The following is a 16,484-nucleotide window of genomic DNA, read 5'->3' on the forward strand; positions in this document are numbered from 1 at the left end:
ATAGCTCACGGGGGATTTTGCATGTATTAATCGCACTATCTTAGAACGAGTAACGAACGCCAAGCTGAGCCTGCCAAACGTTATCGATCGTGATACTTTTCACAAATGAATCTCTTAACAGGATCGAACGGTTCGTTCCGTTGTCATTGATGGTCTGCGTCGCCAGGCGATAAGTTGGTAAGCCAGCGGCATTAACCCCTTGGATAGCTAATGGGTTTGCTGTCGTTGACACCCAGCCTACACCCCACTTATTGTTCAACAGGTTACCTACGTTCAGAATATCGGCACGGAACTGCAACGTGTGTTTCGTTCCTTTAGCACCTGCCCGTACATAAAACTCCTGAACAACCGAGAAATCGAAACGAGTTAACCAGGGCGCATAACCACCGTTACGTTCAGCATACTGGCCACGACGTGTTTTCAGGTACTCGTTACCTTCGATATAAGCGTCGAAAGCGGCTTGCTGCTGTTCAGGCGAATAAACAACGGCCGAAGCGCCAGAACCTACCGTTAAGGCCGCAAATGTCAAATCAGATGCTTTGTTAGGCACGAATAACAGGTCATTCGTCTGGCCATCGCCATTCAGGTCACTACCATAAATATAAGATAGTTTGTAACCACTGGTCGACTGCATACCCAGCGTGAAGGCTGTTGATCCACCAAACTTACCACCATAGTTCAGGCGGTAGTTCAGGAAACCGATGATCCGATGACGAAGGTCATTATCTCCAAACGATAATCCTAAGTAGTTCTGACCTTGTACCGTTGGAGCATTACCAACAACCGTGCTACCTACAGATTGCAAGTCTCTTGCTAAGCCATATGTGTAGGCCAACATACCGCCAAAGCCATTAACCGCAGGCTTTTCAAGCTTCGCAGTAAAGGTGTAAGCACTACCTTCATTGGTATTTTTTAACACGAAAGCGTTGGTAATAGCTGTATTATAGAAACGAGCGATGTTAACCGTATTATTTGCACCCGATCCTGAACTCGCTACGCCCGAAGCTGGGAAACGGCCACGTGTATCTGGTCCAGTCAACTGACGATCGGGAGCTTTCAGGTTAGCATCAATGTAACGTAGGCCCTGAAGCGTTTTGTTATAGATAACTTCCAATGTACCGATTAGACCCCATGGTAAACGTTGGTCGATAGCCAGGTTAGTTTTCCAAACAAGTGGGTATTTCAAATTAGGGTCGGTAGCATTAACTACATACGGGGCTAATTTGGTAATATCCGTTTGAGATGGATCAGGTCTTACTCCCGCAGGTAATTTACTTGGGTCCGTTACAAATGGATAGGCCGTTGTATTGGTAACGTTAATAACTGCTGTGTTTACACCATTATTACCTAATTGGTTAGACACTAATACTTCAGGAATCCGTGATACGAAGAAACCACTACCACCACGAATCTGAGTCATCTTATCTCCTTTCACATCCCAGTTAAAGCCAACGCGTGGAGAAACTAACAAACGTGCTTTAGGAAAAGCCCCCGTGTTGATACCGTATTGCTGACCATTTTCATCTCTAAACAATGTGCTTGTTCCTACAACAGGGTTATAGAAATCTTTTGCGGTTGCATTGCTGTAAGCAAATAGATCTGCCCGGATACCAGCTGTTAGTTTGAAATTCGGATTTACCTGAAATTCATCCTGTACATAGGCACTATAGGTACTTCTATGTAATGTTTGCAATGGTTCAGCCCCACCTGGCAACAATGAATAACGCAGGTTATACCTGGCAACCGAAACTGGCGACGTTGTAGCTGTTGGATTATTGATAGAAGCTAAAGCTGCTGCTTTAAAGTCATCAATTGAGTTATAGACGTATACGCCGTTTGAAGCTGGGAAGAAAACGTTATTCGACGTATATTTTTCATAAGCCAACCCAAACGTCAACGTATGCTTACCAGCGAAATAGCTGAAATTGTCGGTAATGTTCAGCGTTGAATAATTAAGCTGATTGTTTGGCGTAAACGGATCAAAACCGATAGATGTATACGTAGTACCATCTTTCAAAATATCGATACTTGGGAATACACCGGTTAAGTACGTACGGTCTTCAATTTGTTTGTTATACGTAGCAACCAGTTTGTTAGCGAATTTACCGCCAAACGTAGAGTTTAATTCAACAGCAACCGACCGGGTGTTATCAGCGATCTGGTAGCCCGTGTTACGTGGAGAAAGAGCCAGGTTACCAGCGTAGCCAGTAGATGAATAACCCGTACGGTTACCGTTACCAGCCGTGTTACTACTGTTACTGTTACTGATAGCCTGATCCGAGCTAGAATTGTGGTGAGAATAACGAATCGCCAGTTTGTGGTTATCGTTAATGTTCCAGTCAAGACGTAACAGTCCTTTTATACTTTTTATTTCGTTGTTGAAGTTATCAATAGCTCCCAGATCCCGATTGAAGTTCGTTTTCATGAACGCGCTAAGATCTTCCAGATCAGAAGCCAGCACACGTGATACGTTTCCACCACCTGTTCCGCGATCGGCTACCCAATCCAGCGCTGGTACGCTACTTTTGTATTGCTCTACGTTTGCAAAGAAGAACAACTTATTCTTAATAATTGGTCCACCGATCCGGAAACCCTGGGTTTTCTTATCGATCGTTACCGGTGGCAAGTTGATGTCGTTAGCTTTTTTACCAGCCAAGCTGTTGTTCTGAAACAGATAGTAAACTGAGCCAGAAAAATCATTCGTTCCAGAACGGGTTACCGCGTTGATGCCAGCCCCCGAGAAACCCGTCTGACGGACGTCGTAAGGCGCTACGTTCAGCTGAATTTCGTCTAAAGCGTCCAGCGATACGGCTGTTGTACCAGTACGTCCACCCGCCTGAGCCGATGATCCTAAACCGAAGCCATTATTGAAAACAGCTCCATCAATGGTGATGTTGTTGAAGCGCGCATCCTGACCACCGAATGACTGACCATTACCGTACGCATTGTACTTCGTTACGTCGTTCATCGTACGGCCAATAGTAGGCACCGCATTGATCGTTTCTCTACTATAAGATGAAGCAGCCCCCGTACGTTCCGAGCTAAAAATATCACTACGGCTGCCGGTTACAACCACTTCAGACAATTGCGCACTAGCATCAGATAGGTTGAAGTTTACGTCTGCTGATGTACCCAGGTTGGTAACAATACCTTCTTTAACCTGATCTTTAAAGCCAACAAAGGTTGCTGTTACTTTGAATGGGCCACCTACGCGGACGCCTGGTAAGGTATAACGACCCGATGCGTTTGTCGTTGTACCGTAACGGCTACCCGACGGCTCGTGAATAGCTACTACCGTAGCTCCTGGCAATCCGGCGCCTTTATCGTCGGTTACCTGTCCATTAATGACTGCGGTCGTTACCTGTGCTAATGCCCCGCTCCCACCAAGCACGGACAGTAACATACTGCTGACTAGCACAAAAGCCGCCCTAAAATGCAGTAATCGTTTTGACATAAAATTAATAGATTTGGTTTGTAGTTTTGAGCAACTCATCCGGTTAGATAGGTCTTCAATTTAAAGACAAAGATGCTACATTTTTTCAGTCGACAAAGCACCTCGTCTTAAAAAAGTACCACCTTTTTAAAGTCTATAGGCCTTATTCCAGAAATAGCCATATTTCAAATCAATTACATTCTATAAAACAGAATTAAGATATTGTTAAGCACTTAGTTCACTCATAATTACCTTCGCCATAAAGTAGAACTTTTTAGAGATGTGAACCGTACTATTTTTTGCCACCTTATACGCATTTTATGAACAGTCGATCTTAGTTTTGTCCCCTTTATGATAGCAACCGAAACAACAGCGATAAAGCTAACTCAATATAGTCATGGTGCAGGCTGTGGCTGTAAAATTTCGCCCAAAATACTCGACCGTATTTTGCATAATAATCAAACAGCAGTACAGCCTCAATACGCCAATCTGCTCGTTGGTAACGACTCACGCGACGATGCTGCCGTTCTTGATCTGGGCAACGGTGAAGCCATCATCAGCACCACTGATTTTTTCATGCCTATAGTTGACGATGCCTTCGATTTCGGACGTATCGCTTCAGCTAACGCCATCAGCGATGTATATGCGATGGGGGGCGAGCCCATTATGGCTATTGCTATCTTAGGCTGGCCTTTAGACAAACTGCCACCCGAGGTTGCGGGTCAGGTACTGGAAGGCTCTCGTTCTATTTGCCGGGAAGCAGGAATTCCTCTTGCTGGCGGACACAGCATTGATTCACCAGAGCCCATTTTCGGCTTAGCCGTAACAGGTCGCGTTCGGCTGGAACATCTCAAGCAGAATAATACAGCAACGTCTGGTTGTCGATTATACCTGACCAAACCGCTCGGCGTTGGTATCTTGACTACTGCTCAGAAAAAAGGGCTACTTAAACCCGAACATGCCGACCTCGCGCCTACTCAGATGGCGCAACTAAATAGTTTTGGCGCTACGTTGGGGAAACTACCGTATGTTAAGGCGCTAACCGACGTAACGGGTTTCGGTTTACTGGGCCACCTGACAGAAATGGCAGAAGGCTCGGGTTTAAGTGCTGTTGTTTCGTTTGATGCGGTGCCTAAACTACCATTTATAGAGGACTATCTGGCCCAGAAGAGCTTTCCGGGTGGAACAGTACGGAACTGGGATAGTTATAGCTATAAAATCGCCGACATCACCGAAATCCAGCGTTATATTCTGGCCGATCCCCAAACATCGGGTGGTCTGCTCATTGCGGTCGAACCCAATAGCACAACCGAGTTTGAGCGAGTTGCTAAGGAAAATGGGTTTTCTCTTCAATCGTTTGGCGAATTGGTCGAAAAACGAGCAAAAGTTATTTATGTAAACTAAGGGCGGATCAAGAATCCATCCGTTCTTTATATTATCCCGATTTAATGAAATTATTCTTCCGTCAGACGGGCGAAACAGGGCCTGCAATTATCATATTACACGGCGTTTTCGGATCGTCTGATAACTGGTTAACCATTAGTAAAACAATTGCCGCTCAAGGCTATCGCGTTTTCGCACTCGATCAGCGAAATCATGGCCAGTCGCCACGCGCCGACGAACACGATTATCAGGTTATGGCTTCCGACCTGCATGAGTTTCTGATCGATCAGCAGTTAGAAAAACCAATACTGGTTGGTCATTCGATGGGTGGTAAAGCCGTTATGCAGTATGCGATGAATTATCCGGGCACCTTCGATAAACTCGTTGTAGTTGATATTGCACCCAAATTCTACCCTGTACATCATGCAGAACTGATTCGTGGTCTGAATGCTATCGACCTGGCCAGTCTAAAAAGCCGTAATGAGGCCGACACCATTTTAAGCCAGTATGAGCCCATTTTGACCGTCCGCCAATTTCTTCTCAAAAACCTGTATCGGAACGAGCAGGGCCAGTTTGCCTGGCGGCTTAATCTACCGGTTATTGAACGGGAACTTCATGGGATTGGTGAAGAATTGACGAATCCACGTATCGTCAACGAACCCACACTATTTATGCGTGGCAGCGAATCGCCCTATATTCTGGACGAAGACTTACCGACGATCAAACGCATTTTCCCAAATTCGAAAGTCGATGTCATACAAGGAGCGGGCCACTGGGTACAGGCTCAAAAACCCGACGAGTTCGTCGAGTCGCTCATGACATTTATTGGACATACTGCCTAAGTCTGGTTTATAACAAACTGATTTAGCTGGCGCTAATTAGCCAGAAACGATAAACCAGAAACTTTCTATGCCAACGCTTTATCTGATTCCTACCCTGCTTGCTGATGACACAGCCGATCGGGTTCTTCCAGCAACCATTCGGGATACAATTGCCCAGACCGATGCCTTTTTTGTCGAAAATGTACGTACCGCCCGGCGTTTTATAACCGGCCTGAAAACAGGACGTATCATTGACGAGACTACTTTTTTTGATCTCACAAAAGATACGCCACCGGCCGAAACTCGAAAACAGATTCAGGAATTAACCGAACGCAAACGTAACGCTGGCGTTTTATCTGAAGCCGGTTGTCCAGGCGTAGCCGATCCCGGTTCTGTTATAGTAGGCATGGCCCATTCATTGGGCTGGCGAGTGGAGCCACTGGTCGGCCCATCGTCTATTTTACTGGCCCTGATGGCATCAGGAATGAGCGGTCAGTCATTTGTATTTCATGGCTATTTGCCTATCGAGAAGCAGGATCGGGTTCGTACGCTACGTCACCTGGAAAAAGAAGCGCAGCAAAAGCAGCAAACCCAGATCTTTATGGAGACACCGTATCGAAACGATGCATTGTTTGCCGATATCCTGGCTAGCTGTCAGACCGAAACGCGCCTGTGCGTGGCCTGTAATTTAACGGCTCCCGACGCGTTTGTGCGCACTCGATCTGTACGAGAATGGAAAACACAAGTTCCCGATTTGCGAAAAAAACCAACGGTGTTTTTACTTTTGTAAAAAGTAGCCTGGCCGGGCTGGCGTACCAGATGATTCAAGCCTTCGAGTTTTCTCCCTTTCACGAAAATACCTACGTCATAGCTGACGATTCTACCGGCGAGGCCGTTATTATCGACCCTGGCTGTTATGAGCAAGCCGAAAAAGAAGCACTGGCTGCATTTATCACCGACCGTAAATTAACGGTCAAACATCTGCTTCTGACACACGCTCACCTCGACCATGTATTCGGAGTTGCTTATGTAAAACGCAAATTCGGGGTTAAAGCCTATCTGCATGAGTTGGATATGGTCATCTATAACGACGTACCAACGCGCTGTGCGCTGTATGGATTGCGCGGCTACGAACCGTCCGAAATAGATGCGTATCTGAAGGAAGGAGACCAAATAACGTTTGGCAACACCACGCTCGACGTAGTGTTTGTTCCTGGCCATGCGCCGGGTCATGTAGCGTTCATTAATCATGCAGAACGCTATGTTGTTGGTGGCGATGTGTTATTTAATGGCAGTGTAGGGCGTACCGATTTACCCTACTGCAATCATGCTGACCTCGTCAACAGCATCCGTACTGAGTTCTATACGCTTCCCGATGACTACGTTGTGTATCCCGGACATATGGAACCAACTACAATTGGCCACGAAAAGCGGACAAACCCATTCGTAAAAGACATTAAGAATGGATAATGAGGAGTGATGAATAGCAAAACATGATTCACTCTTTATTTTTCGCTCATACACTATGAACTTACTCAAACACCTCCCCAATGCCATGACCTGCGGCAATTTGTTGTGCGGGTGCATTGGTTTGGTAATGGCGCTACGTGGCCATCTGGAAACAGCTGCCTGGCTGATCGGATTAGCGGCCATTCTCGATTTTGGCGACGGCTTTGTTGCTCGCTTGGTTAATGTATCAGGCCCGTTTGGCAAAGAGCTTGATTCATTGGCCGATGTTGTTACGTTTGGTGTGTTGCCTGCCACCATCGTTTTTCAGCTCTGCTGGTTTCAGGATCTGGGCCCAATTTCGTATGCCGCTTTTCTGATTGCGGTTCTGTCGGCGCTGCGATTAGCTAATTTTAATATCGATACGCGCCAATCGGAGTCATTTATTGGTTTACCTGTTCCGGCAAATGCTATGCTGATTGCCGCTTTTCCACTGATGGAACGTTATCAGCCCCAGTACGATGCTATCTGGAAAAACGACGTAGCATTAGGAATGATGATCGCCTTTTCTTTCATGCTCGTTTCCGACGTGCCACTGTTTGCGCTTAAATTCAAATCGTTCGGATGGGCCGAAAACCGCATTAAATTCAGTTTTCTGATAGGGTCCGCCTTACTCTTATTATTTTTGCAGTTCGCAGCGATACCGTTGATAATTCTTCTTTACATTATTGTTTCACTTTTTACCAAATGATTGACTAGTCGACACAGACTTTTTCAATCATTGAATCATTCAACATGAAATACATTGCCGAAATCAACATCATGACCCGGTCAGAAATTCTGGACCCACAGGGAAAAGCGGTTAAGCTGGGACTACACAATCTTCAGATGGATACTATCGACAACGTTCGGATTGGTAAACACATCCGGCTCGAAGTTGAAGCCGAGAGTCAGGAAAAAGCCAAAGAAACGGTTGATACAGCCTGCCGTCAGCTACTCGCCAACCTGATCATGGAGGAATATTCATTCGAGCTACAGCCAGCCTGATTCGCCGGTAATGCAAAATAGGCGGTTCTTTTCCGTAGCCAGCCGCCCCTTTCCAGCAACGAGGCAATCGACTCATTGACAGGCACAATAGTCGCCATAAAAAGTACTACTTTTGCCAACTATTTTGCTACAGACGAATGCATTCAATTTATTCACGCATTACGGGTTTAGGATTCTACGTACCAGATAATATTGTTACGAACGACGACCTAACCCGCTATATGGACACCTCCGACGCCTGGATTCAGGAACGGACCGGCATTAAGGAAAGACGATATTTTACCTATGGGAAAGAGACCAACGCCAGTATGGCGACGGCTGCTTCCCGTAAGGCGCTGGAACGAGCGAACGTAGACGCCAAACAAGTAGACCTGATCGTCTATGCCACCCTTTCTCCAGATTACTACTTTCCGGGCTCGGCATTTTTAATGCAACGAGAACTCGGCCTGGAAGGGACAGCCGTTATTGATATTCGTCAGCAATGTTCAGGCTTTGTATATGCCCTGTCGATTGCGGATCAATTCATTAAAACGGGAATGTACAAAACCGTACTGGTTGTCGGTTCAGAAATTCAGTCAACATTTTTGGATAAAACCACGCAGGGACGTAGCGTTGCCGTCATTTTTGGCGATGGAGCTGGTGCTGCCGTTTTACAGGCCACAACGGATCCAGAACATCGGATTCTGTCAACGCACCTGCACGCCGATGGCCGCTATGCTGAAGAGCTTTATTTAAAAGACCCAGGTAGTAGCCGCCCTGATCATTTTATCACACCAGAAACAGCTACGTCGGCCGATAGTAGCGTAGTGATGAACGGCAATACGGTATTTAAGCATGCCGTTGTGCGTTTCATGGAGGTTATCAACGAAAGCCTTTCTGCTAACGGATACCAGTCCAGCGACTTAAGCTTGTTAGTTCCCCATCAGGCTAACATTCGAATTGCGGGCTATATACAGCAGCAAATGAACCTGCCCGACGAAAAGGTATTTAACAACATTCAGCGTTATGGAAATACCACTGCTGCCTCTATTCCGATTGCGCTAACAGAAGCTTTTGAGCAAGGCCGCGTTCAATCAGGCGATTTGGTATGCCTGGCCGCGTTCGGTAGTGGGTTTACCTGGGCTTCCGCACTGATAAAATGGTAATTAGTTAACTGATGAGTTATCAATGATGAATTATCCTAAAAATTCATCATTGATAACTCATCAGTTAATACGTTCCGACGGAAAGCATAACTAGCGTACACGCTTCAATCGGTTCAATGCCTTCTGCCCGAAGCTCTTTTTCAAACTCAGGATTTTCCGTACCAGGATTAAATATTACCCGCCTGGGTTTCAAGCTTTTGATGTATTCATACAAGCCCGTCTGATTGCGCGTACCCACATACATCGTAATCGTATCGACATCCTGTAAAACGGGCTGGCCAGTCTGAATTGGATGGCCGTCAATTTGCCCCGACCGAAGTCCCACCAGCTCTATCTCATGCCCATGAAGCAGCAAGCTGTGGGCTGCGCGGTTTGCGTACCGGTCTCTGTTTTCGGTTGCGCCAATGATAACCGTTTTCTTTGATTTTGTTCCCATCGTATTTGCTGTAGATCGATATACTAACCGCCACTCCCCATTAAAACCTATGTATTGAGCAGGTAGTTCAACCTGTTTGACGTCAGGTAACTATCTACACCTTTCTCCCTGGGCGCTTTATATGTTGAAACCTTGATCCCAGTGAATAATTTTTTAACCGATTAAGCATGGAAATCACTGACAATCAGATTTATTGATGTGGACTTGACAACTATTTTAAGCTATCTTTGTTAAAGAAGAGTTAAACAAACAAGCCAATATCCTATAGCGAATCTATAACGTCTACTGGCACATAATAACCACTGGCAATGATCGACAAGAAGAATCAAAGTTACTGGAATGAGAAGTGGGTGCCCATTGTATTCGAAGGTGTCGAAAATTCACCTCGTTATGATGTGTCGAACTATGGCCGAATACGCAGCTTTCAGGCAGGATCCAAGCCAGATACAGCCGGAAATCAAACCGGGTCAATCATTAAAGGATCTGTAATCCAGGGGTATAGATCTTTAAATATCCGTTCGGCAGGCAAAACCTTGAATCGATACGTGCATAAATTAGTTGCCGAAAACTTTTTGACTCAAGAGCAACCTGGCCAAACGTTCGTTATTCACCTCGACCACGACAAACAGAATAACTACTACCAGAATCTGAAATGGGTTACTAAGGATGAAATGATTGAACACAATCGTAATAATCCTAATCTGAAGAATCGGACGATTCCCCGCTCTACCCGAAATTACAAGCTGACCGAAAGCAAGGTTAAGATTATCAAGAAACTTCTTAAGAATGAGAAGAATCGCCTGAAAATGATTGCCAAGCAGTTCGGTATCACGCATACTCAATTAAACAGAATCCGATCAGGCGAAAACTGGAAGCACGTAACCATCGAAGACGATTCTCGCTAATTGTGCTACCAGCCCACAATCTTTTTTGAGTGATGTTTGAGATTAAAATCAGCAGCCGGTCAGGATTCCTGACCGGCTGCTTTTTAGGACCTTTTACCGTTCCTGGCCGGAACTTACTGCAGTAACTGACTTACCAGCGAGTGGGAGCGATAAGAAGAACGATGTTCCTATATCTTCACTGGTTTCAAACCAGATTGCCCCTCCACCGTGCTCAATCCCATGCTTGGCAATGGCAAGCCCCAAGCCCGACCCTCCTCGTTTGGTACTGAAATTAGGCAGAAAAACTTTCTTCTGAATGGCTTCTGGTATACCTGCTCCATTATCGTGCACTTCAATCTGCACATGGTCGTCATTGGTAAATAACCGGAGATTCAGTACTGGCTTGCGCCCCGCAGGAACCGACTGTATAGCATTGATAATCAGATTAGTAAGAATCCTACCAATCAGCTGACGATCGCCAATTACTTGTATTGGTCCCGGAGCAATTTGTCGCAATAACGTAATGCGCTCGTCATCGGCGTATAAATCAGCGGCCTTGTTGATAACGGCCGTTATTTCAACAATCTCTTTTTTAGGCAGTGGCATTTTTGCAAACTCCGAGAACGACGTAGCAATATCGTTCAGGTTGTCGATCTGGTCGAGCAACGAATCGAACGTACGTTGAATCACTCTAGGCACTGGCGATGCATTATCAAAGCTGGTGGCGTTTGGTAATGTCCGTTGCAGATGCTGAAGCGTCAGCTTCATAGGCGTCAGCGGATTCTTAATTTCATGGGCTACCTGCTTAGCCATATCCTGCCACGCCGACTGTTTCTCATTCTGAGCCAGTGCCTGTTTGCTTTCTTCCAGCTTAACCAGCATGCGGTTATACTCCTGAATAAGGATACCGATTTCATCGTCAGAACGCATCGGCAAAGGCTCGTTGGGTTGATCTAAATTCGTTTTTCGGATCTTTTGCGTTAGTAGCTTAAGCGGCTTTATTAGAACTGTTGATGCCCAGTACGATAAAATCAGGAATAGCAGAAACAGGAACGTGAAAACATTTAAGGCCGATGAGATTACTTCGATAACCTGACGGTCAACTTCGGGTCGGGCATAAAAATACGGAATACTCAATACGCCCAAGAAACGGCCATTATACGACTTAACCCCAACGTAGGCTGATCTATATTGCTTGCTCCCCAATGATTCATTTAACAGAACCTGATTTTCTTTATCCTCAATAATATGGATATACGCATCTGGATTAATTCGCTTGGAAAGATGCCCACTCTCATACATTAGCGGCCTGGTCGACGTACTTAACAGCCCTTGCTTATCGAACAGATTGATATCAACATCGGCATCACGAGCAATTTTATGCAACTCTTCTTCCATCGACTCTTTGCTACGTTTCCCCTGTTCATATTCGTCCAGATAACTAACAAAATTGGTGGCGATATTACGGATGTTGTTGATGTACGAATTATCCTGATTATCAATATAATTCGACCGAATAACGCCCATTATGATAACAATAACCAGCAGAAAAGGCAGGAAGAATGCTACGTTCAACAGAATTTGAATACGTGTTGAGTAATTAACACTAAACTGCGAAACGCCGTAACGAATAGCATAGACAATAATAGCCAGCAGTATCGTCAGAACGAGGAGCAGATAGAGAAAAGAAAAATTAGAGAAGATATTCTGAAACGGATACTCCGCCGACGACACAACCACAATACGTCCATCCTGCCCGCGCTGGCCAACGTGCTGATAGCCATTAGCAATCAATCCTGTATTATACAGCGCCGAATCGGCCAGGAGCGCTGCGGGCATCTTGCGGTCATAATTGTAACTCCCTGCACTATACAGTATTTGTTGCTGCGTTCTATCACCATTGGCCTGTTTCCTGAAAATGGCATAGCTGTACTTCTGCGTATCAGGGCTCTGCATAAATTTCGTATCAACAAGCAGTTCAGGATAAACGCTCGTTGGCCGTTCGTTACGTAGCCGCAAATCAAGTAATACGTAACCAATTGTGTCGGAATCGGCCTGGCCGCTTACCCCTGTTTTCAGGATAGGAATAAAGCAAACGTACTGTTTGATAAACTGATTGCTAACCTCATTAATAAAATAAATACCAGGATACTGAGTTTGATACGCTGGTCGGCGGTAACGAGCTACCAGACTGGCCAGCGAACTGGCATTCGGTGAAATATCCAGGGACCGGCCATCCATTCGAAAGGCCAGGACATCAATATCATATTTATCAAAATACTTATCCAGATGCGCACTTTTTATCCGCTGCTGAATACGTTCCCGAACCAATAAGGTGTCTTTTTGTAAGAAGTGAATAATCTCTGCATCTTTCCCAATCGACTCCTCGGCTTTGCTGAGCAAAAATTCGCCAAACTGGTCGTTTTCAGCCAGCAATTGTCCGGCAAACTCTCGCTCATGAGCCAGCTGTTTTTTTATTTCCTGATTATAGACGACGTAAGCCGTGGTGGCCGCACAAATCAAGGCTGCCAAAAATAAATAAACCGATGTTTTGTACTGAAACGTATATAATGAGCGAACGAAACGGCCCATATAAACAAGCAGGAAATAAAGCCCGTTGAGCAGCAGGATAGGGTCAAGGGAACCGTTCAGTACGTATAAAAATAAGGCTGTGCTAATTGTTCCCGCTATGATCAGGAGCAACCCGATAGGTTTGGAACGGTTGAAACGAAGGAAAATGCTACCCAGTAGATGAACCAGTAGAAAATAAATAGAAGAGATCGTAACAAATACGATCAGACAAACAGCCTTCAGCAGCGAGAAGCGAATACTCAGCGTAATATCGAGCGTAAACTGCGACTTCTCATAGATGTTGTTCAGCTCATCGTAACAAAAGAGGAAAATAAAATAGCTTAGTACGACACACCCGATTGATATAAATTTTTTAATTCGGACTGGTAAATGAATCAGCCAGCTATACGTCTGGGAGCGATAATAATTGATAACCCAATAGTAAGCCAGTATCAGAATAACCAATGCGTTCAATAACAGATCACCCAACGAAGGAACCAGTATTGACGAGGCATAAAATTTAGAGTTAAATAAATCCGACTCTACAAACAAAAACGGCACCCCAAAGTAGAGCATTATAAACCGCACCAGAACCAGACAAAGCGCTAGCCAGACAAAGCGCTGCTCATATTGTCGTTTCAGTTTAATAAGTCGTTGCAGGACGTAAAAAACGAGAAAAACAACGCTTATCGAAGCTATAATTACTGACGTAACGGGCGTTGAATGATTCCGATAGGCATCTATTTTGGGCGGAGTGACCGAAAACAAATAAACGGGCGTATTGTCATAAATAGCCTGGTTAACATTAGTCCTGTCATGGGTAATTGCATCAGGATCAACCGCAAACAAATCAGAGTTATACCCTGACTGCAGGTAAGTATTATTGTTCTGATAGTGTCGATAGACATTAATTAAAGAAAAGACATCTAACGTATCGGTTCCACTACGTACCTGTCGGCGGCTAACGATGTATTTACCCTGATCAAAATCAACCAGTGTAGGGAAATTTACCGAAGCAATGCAGGCATAGTCGGGAATGAACCGGTAATCAGACCAGAAAAGTAATCGAGAAGGTGCACCCCGGCCAGTATGTTTACGAAAAATAAAATAAGGATAGTCGGTCGGTTGGCTCATCTCAGCAAACGTCAGATTGGGCGTTTGCCTGAGTTGCCGAGCAATACGGTCCAGCTCTTCGGTGCTGATCCGCATTTCTTCCTTTACTCGCTTCTGTACCGTCGATATGTATTGTTCGTCAGTCGCTCCGGGGGCGTTCTGCTCCAAGAACAAGTAACACAATACCGAAAGTACAGCAGCCAGTAGTGCTATTACTAAAAAAATATGTTGTTCAATTCGCTTCACGATCCCATAGGGAGTTTTGGGCAAAACTGACCTAAAATCATGCCAATTTTAGTCATGAGCCGAGGGACCTTCGTTAATAAGCAGATATCTTGTGAAAAAACAGGGCTACTGCTACTTTTAGTATGCCAACTGGTTACTTTCTTAAACTGTCTGTGGTTGAGTAGTTTCCTTTTCCACCGTAAAGCCGCCCGGCTCGTAGCCGATTTCAGCACCCAGTACGTATAACAAATGTTTCCGATCAATAATGATCCGTACCCCTTCAACGTTATACACTTCGTCGGTAGAGCCAGGGATATCGAAACCTAATAACCATGATGCGCCACAGCCCCCCCCCCGAATACCTACGCGTAAGCCGTATTCATCAGGAATTTTATTGGCCTGTATCGTGTCCATTAGTTGCTGCCGCGCCTGGGGATGTAGACGAACAGGATTCTCAAGTACCAGCATAAGTTAACTATCGTTTCTGGTTGTCGTGTTTATAGCCATAGGCCCATTGAGGATACTATCCTGAACCGTTTTCTATAAACGTAGAACCATTAACCCTTTTGTCAAAGTTACCCATTTTTATCTAAACAACATTTCCCCTTCTATGGAGTTGCTGAGTGATTTTCTCAAATTAATAGTACCGGCTGGATTAGTGCTTTACGGTATGTATGTAACCGTTAAACTACTTTTAGAGCGCGAAGCCGACCGCCATCGTTTTGAGGTAAAAACCCGCTATACTGAAACCGTAATACCGGTTCGTCTGCAAGCGTACGAACGCATGGTTTTGTTTCTGGAACGTATCAGTCCCAACAACCTGCTCTTACGTTTAGGAGGAACAAGTACAACTGCTCTGGAGTTTCAGCAACGGCTTCTGCAGGAGATTCGGGAAGAATATAACCATAACCTTTCCCAGCAAGTGTACATGAGTCAGACTGTTTGGGATCAGATTCAGGGAGCCATGAATGACGTTACTACGTTGATCAATCAGGCCTCTGGCGATGTCAATCCCGATGCACCTGCCCTGGATCTGTCCAAGCGGATTTTCGAGCGAATTATTCAGAAAGATCGCTTACCAACCACCGATGCGCTGAAAGCGGTGAAAGAAGAAATTCAGGCCATGTTTATGTAAGGCTACCCAAACACCTCGACCGATAACGCATACGCAGTTTCGAAAGCAGATCGGTTTAGTTGAATCGGAATATGCTGATCGATCAGCGTTTCCACAATCACTTCGGTCGGGAGATTGCCCGTGAGATCGTCAGCTGCCATTGGGCAACCGCCATACCCACGTAACGCGCCGTCTATTCGTTGCACGCCAGCCCGTAAGGCAGCCAGAACCTTATCCGTTGCTTCCCCCGGTCGTGCATGCAAATGAGCACCAAACTCAATAGTTGGGAAGGCTTTTATTAACTCTCTGAAAAGCAACTCAATACTTTCTGGTGTAGAGGAGCCTACCGTATCGGAAGGGGCAATAATGCCCACTCCCATATCGGCGAGTTTTCTGGAAAACTCGCCGATAATTTCGGGGCTGTATGGATCACCATATGGATTACCAAATCCCATCGACAGATAAACCACTAACTCTTTGCCGGTTTTAAGACAAAGGTTCTGTATGGCTGCTACGTCGACCAACGCCTGGTCAATGGACTTATTTGTGTTACGTTGCTGAAACGTTTCCGATACCGACAACGGAAAACCAACGTAGCGTATGGCCGAAAAATTTGTTGTCTGCTCAGCTCCACGAACATTGGCCACGATGGCCAGGAGTTTTGTAGTCGTTGTTAAATCCAGCCCTTCCAATACGTCGGCCGTGTCGCGCATCTGCGGGATCGCTTTAGGGGACACAAAACTACCGAAATCGAGCGTATCGAAGCCGACCTGCAATAAGGCATTCAAGTAGCGAATTTTCAGGTCGGTTGGCACAAAATGGGCCAGTCCCTGCATGGCATCGCGTGGGCATTCGATCAGTTTCAT

At 45.4% G+C, this 16,484-nt stretch carries 14 protein-coding genes; 9 read left to right on the forward strand and 5 right to left on the reverse strand.

Translation table 11 applies throughout. The annotated features are described in order from the left end of the window. Positions 1-40: 40 nt before the first annotated feature. Positions 41-3,454 carry a TonB-dependent receptor gene (locus tag GK108_RS29440; protein ID WP_163955179.1) on the reverse strand — a complete coding sequence of 1,138 codons (3,414 nt, stop codon included), beginning with the start codon at positions 3,452-3,454 and terminating at the stop codon, positions 41-43. 330 nt (positions 3,455-3,784) lie between these two features. Here GK108_RS29440 and selD point away from each other — a divergent pair, with 330 nt between their 5' ends. The 7 genes from selD to GK108_RS29475 all read left to right on the forward strand — a co-directional run bounded on the left by selD (position 3,785) and on the right by GK108_RS29475 (position 9,275). Further along, on the forward strand, positions 3,785-4,837 hold the full coding sequence (gene selD, locus GK108_RS29445) for a selenide, water dikinase SelD (RefSeq protein ID WP_163955180.1): 1,053 nt from the start codon (positions 3,785-3,787) through the stop codon (positions 4,835-4,837). A 44-nt stretch (positions 4,838-4,881) separates the two neighbouring features. Continuing rightward, positions 4,882-5,658, forward strand: a complete 777-nt coding sequence (locus tag GK108_RS29450; RefSeq protein ID WP_163955181.1) for an alpha/beta fold hydrolase — start codon at positions 4,882-4,884, stop codon at positions 5,656-5,658. 67 nt (positions 5,659-5,725) lie between these two features. Continuing rightward, the gene (locus GK108_RS29455; protein WP_163955182.1) at positions 5,726-6,427 is read left to right on the forward strand and encodes an SAM-dependent methyltransferase; all 702 of its coding nucleotides are present in this window, start codon (positions 5,726-5,728) and stop codon (positions 6,425-6,427) included. Positions 6,428-6,456: 29 nt separating this feature from the next. After that, the gene (locus GK108_RS29460) at positions 6,457-7,107 is read left to right on the forward strand and encodes an MBL fold metallo-hydrolase (protein WP_163955233.1); all 651 of its coding nucleotides are present in this window, start codon (positions 6,457-6,459) and stop codon (positions 7,105-7,107) included. A gap of 55 nt (positions 7,108-7,162) precedes the next feature. Next, a complete protein-coding gene (pssA, locus tag GK108_RS29465) occupies positions 7,163-7,834 on the forward strand; it encodes a CDP-diacylglycerol--serine O-phosphatidyltransferase (RefSeq protein ID WP_163955183.1) in 672 nt (223 codons plus the stop codon). Positions 7,835-7,878: 44 nt separating this feature from the next. Further along, the gene (gene purS / locus GK108_RS29470) at positions 7,879-8,130 is read left to right on the forward strand and encodes a phosphoribosylformylglycinamidine synthase subunit PurS (RefSeq protein WP_163955184.1); all 252 of its coding nucleotides are present in this window, start codon (positions 7,879-7,881) and stop codon (positions 8,128-8,130) included. A gap of 137 nt (positions 8,131-8,267) precedes the next feature. After that, a complete protein-coding gene (locus GK108_RS29475; protein ID WP_163955185.1) occupies positions 8,268-9,275 on the forward strand; it encodes a 3-oxoacyl-ACP synthase III family protein in 1,008 nt (335 codons plus the stop codon). A gap of 64 nt (positions 9,276-9,339) precedes the next feature. Here GK108_RS29475 and GK108_RS29480 read toward each other — a convergent pair whose 3' ends face one another. Then, positions 9,340-9,711: a CoA-binding protein gene (locus GK108_RS29480; protein WP_163955186.1), complete on the reverse strand. Its 372-nt coding sequence runs from the start codon at positions 9,709-9,711 to the stop codon at positions 9,340-9,342. Between the two features lie 308 nt (positions 9,712-10,019). Here GK108_RS29480 and GK108_RS29485 point away from each other — a divergent pair, with 308 nt between their 5' ends. Next, positions 10,020-10,616 (forward strand): HNH endonuclease, encoded by a 597-nt coding sequence (locus GK108_RS29485; RefSeq protein WP_163955187.1) that lies wholly within the window; start codon positions 10,020-10,022, stop codon positions 10,614-10,616. A 93-nt stretch (positions 10,617-10,709) separates the two neighbouring features. Here the strand turns inward: GK108_RS29485 and GK108_RS29490 are convergent, their stop codons facing one another. Both GK108_RS29490 and GK108_RS29495 read right to left on the reverse strand, forming a co-directional pair. Then, positions 10,710-14,447: a sensor histidine kinase gene (locus tag GK108_RS29490; protein WP_317166595.1), complete on the reverse strand. Its 3,738-nt coding sequence runs from the start codon at positions 14,445-14,447 to the stop codon at positions 10,710-10,712. A gap of 219 nt (positions 14,448-14,666) precedes the next feature. Next, positions 14,667-14,972: a HesB/IscA family protein gene (locus GK108_RS29495; RefSeq protein ID WP_163955189.1), complete on the reverse strand. Its 306-nt coding sequence runs from the start codon at positions 14,970-14,972 to the stop codon at positions 14,667-14,669. 142 nt (positions 14,973-15,114) lie between these two features. Here GK108_RS29495 and GK108_RS29500 point away from each other — a divergent pair, with 142 nt between their 5' ends. Beyond that, positions 15,115-15,639, forward strand: a complete 525-nt coding sequence (locus GK108_RS29500; RefSeq protein ID WP_163955190.1) for a DUF7935 family protein — start codon at positions 15,115-15,117, stop codon at positions 15,637-15,639. 2 nt (positions 15,640-15,641) lie between these two features. Here GK108_RS29500 and GK108_RS29505 read toward each other — a convergent pair whose 3' ends face one another. Then, on the reverse strand, positions 15,642-16,484 hold the full coding sequence (locus GK108_RS29505; protein ID WP_163955191.1) for a hydroxymethylglutaryl-CoA lyase: 843 nt from the start codon (positions 16,482-16,484) through the stop codon (positions 15,642-15,644).

The organism is Spirosoma terrae, assembly GCF_010435915.1.
Taxonomy (GTDB): Bacteria; Bacteroidota; Bacteroidia; order Cytophagales; family Spirosomataceae; genus Spirosoma; species Spirosoma terrae.

What these genes read in the sequence shown, in the direction of transcription:
- GK108_RS29475 (WP_163955185.1), top strand. Translation starts at nt 8,268, where the DNA reads ATGCATTCAATTTATTCACGCATTACGGGTTTAGGATTCTACGTACCA.
- purS (WP_163955184.1), top strand. Translation starts at nt 7,879, where the DNA reads ATGAAATACATTGCCGAAATCAACATCATGACCCGGTCAGAAATTCTG.
- GK108_RS29485 (WP_163955187.1), top strand. Translation starts at nt 10,020, where the DNA reads ATGATCGACAAGAAGAATCAAAGTTACTGGAATGAGAAGTGGGTGCCC.
- GK108_RS29450 (WP_163955181.1), top strand. Translation starts at nt 4,882, where the DNA reads ATGAAATTATTCTTCCGTCAGACGGGCGAAACAGGGCCTGCAATTATC.
- GK108_RS29505 (WP_163955191.1), bottom strand. Translation starts at nt 16,484, where the DNA reads ATGAAACTGATCGAATGCCCACGCGATGCCATGCAGGGACTGGCCCAT.
- GK108_RS29480 (WP_163955186.1), bottom strand. Translation starts at nt 9,711, where the DNA reads ATGGGAACAAAATCAAAGAAAACGGTTATCATTGGCGCAACCGAAAAC.
- selD (WP_163955180.1), top strand. Translation starts at nt 3,785, where the DNA reads ATGATAGCAACCGAAACAACAGCGATAAAGCTAACTCAATATAGTCAT.
- GK108_RS29440 (WP_163955179.1), bottom strand. Translation starts at nt 3,454, where the DNA reads ATGTCAAAACGATTACTGCATTTTAGGGCGGCTTTTGTGCTAGTCAGC.
- GK108_RS29495 (WP_163955189.1), bottom strand. Translation starts at nt 14,972, where the DNA reads ATGCTGGTACTTGAGAATCCTGTTCGTCTACATCCCCAGGCGCGGCAG.
- GK108_RS29455 (WP_163955182.1), top strand. Translation starts at nt 5,726, where the DNA reads ATGCCAACGCTTTATCTGATTCCTACCCTGCTTGCTGATGACACAGCC.
- GK108_RS29460 (WP_163955233.1), top strand. Translation starts at nt 6,457, where the DNA reads ATGATTCAAGCCTTCGAGTTTTCTCCCTTTCACGAAAATACCTACGTC.
- pssA (WP_163955183.1), top strand. Translation starts at nt 7,163, where the DNA reads ATGAACTTACTCAAACACCTCCCCAATGCCATGACCTGCGGCAATTTG.
- GK108_RS29500 (WP_163955190.1), top strand. Translation starts at nt 15,115, where the DNA reads ATGGAGTTGCTGAGTGATTTTCTCAAATTAATAGTACCGGCTGGATTA.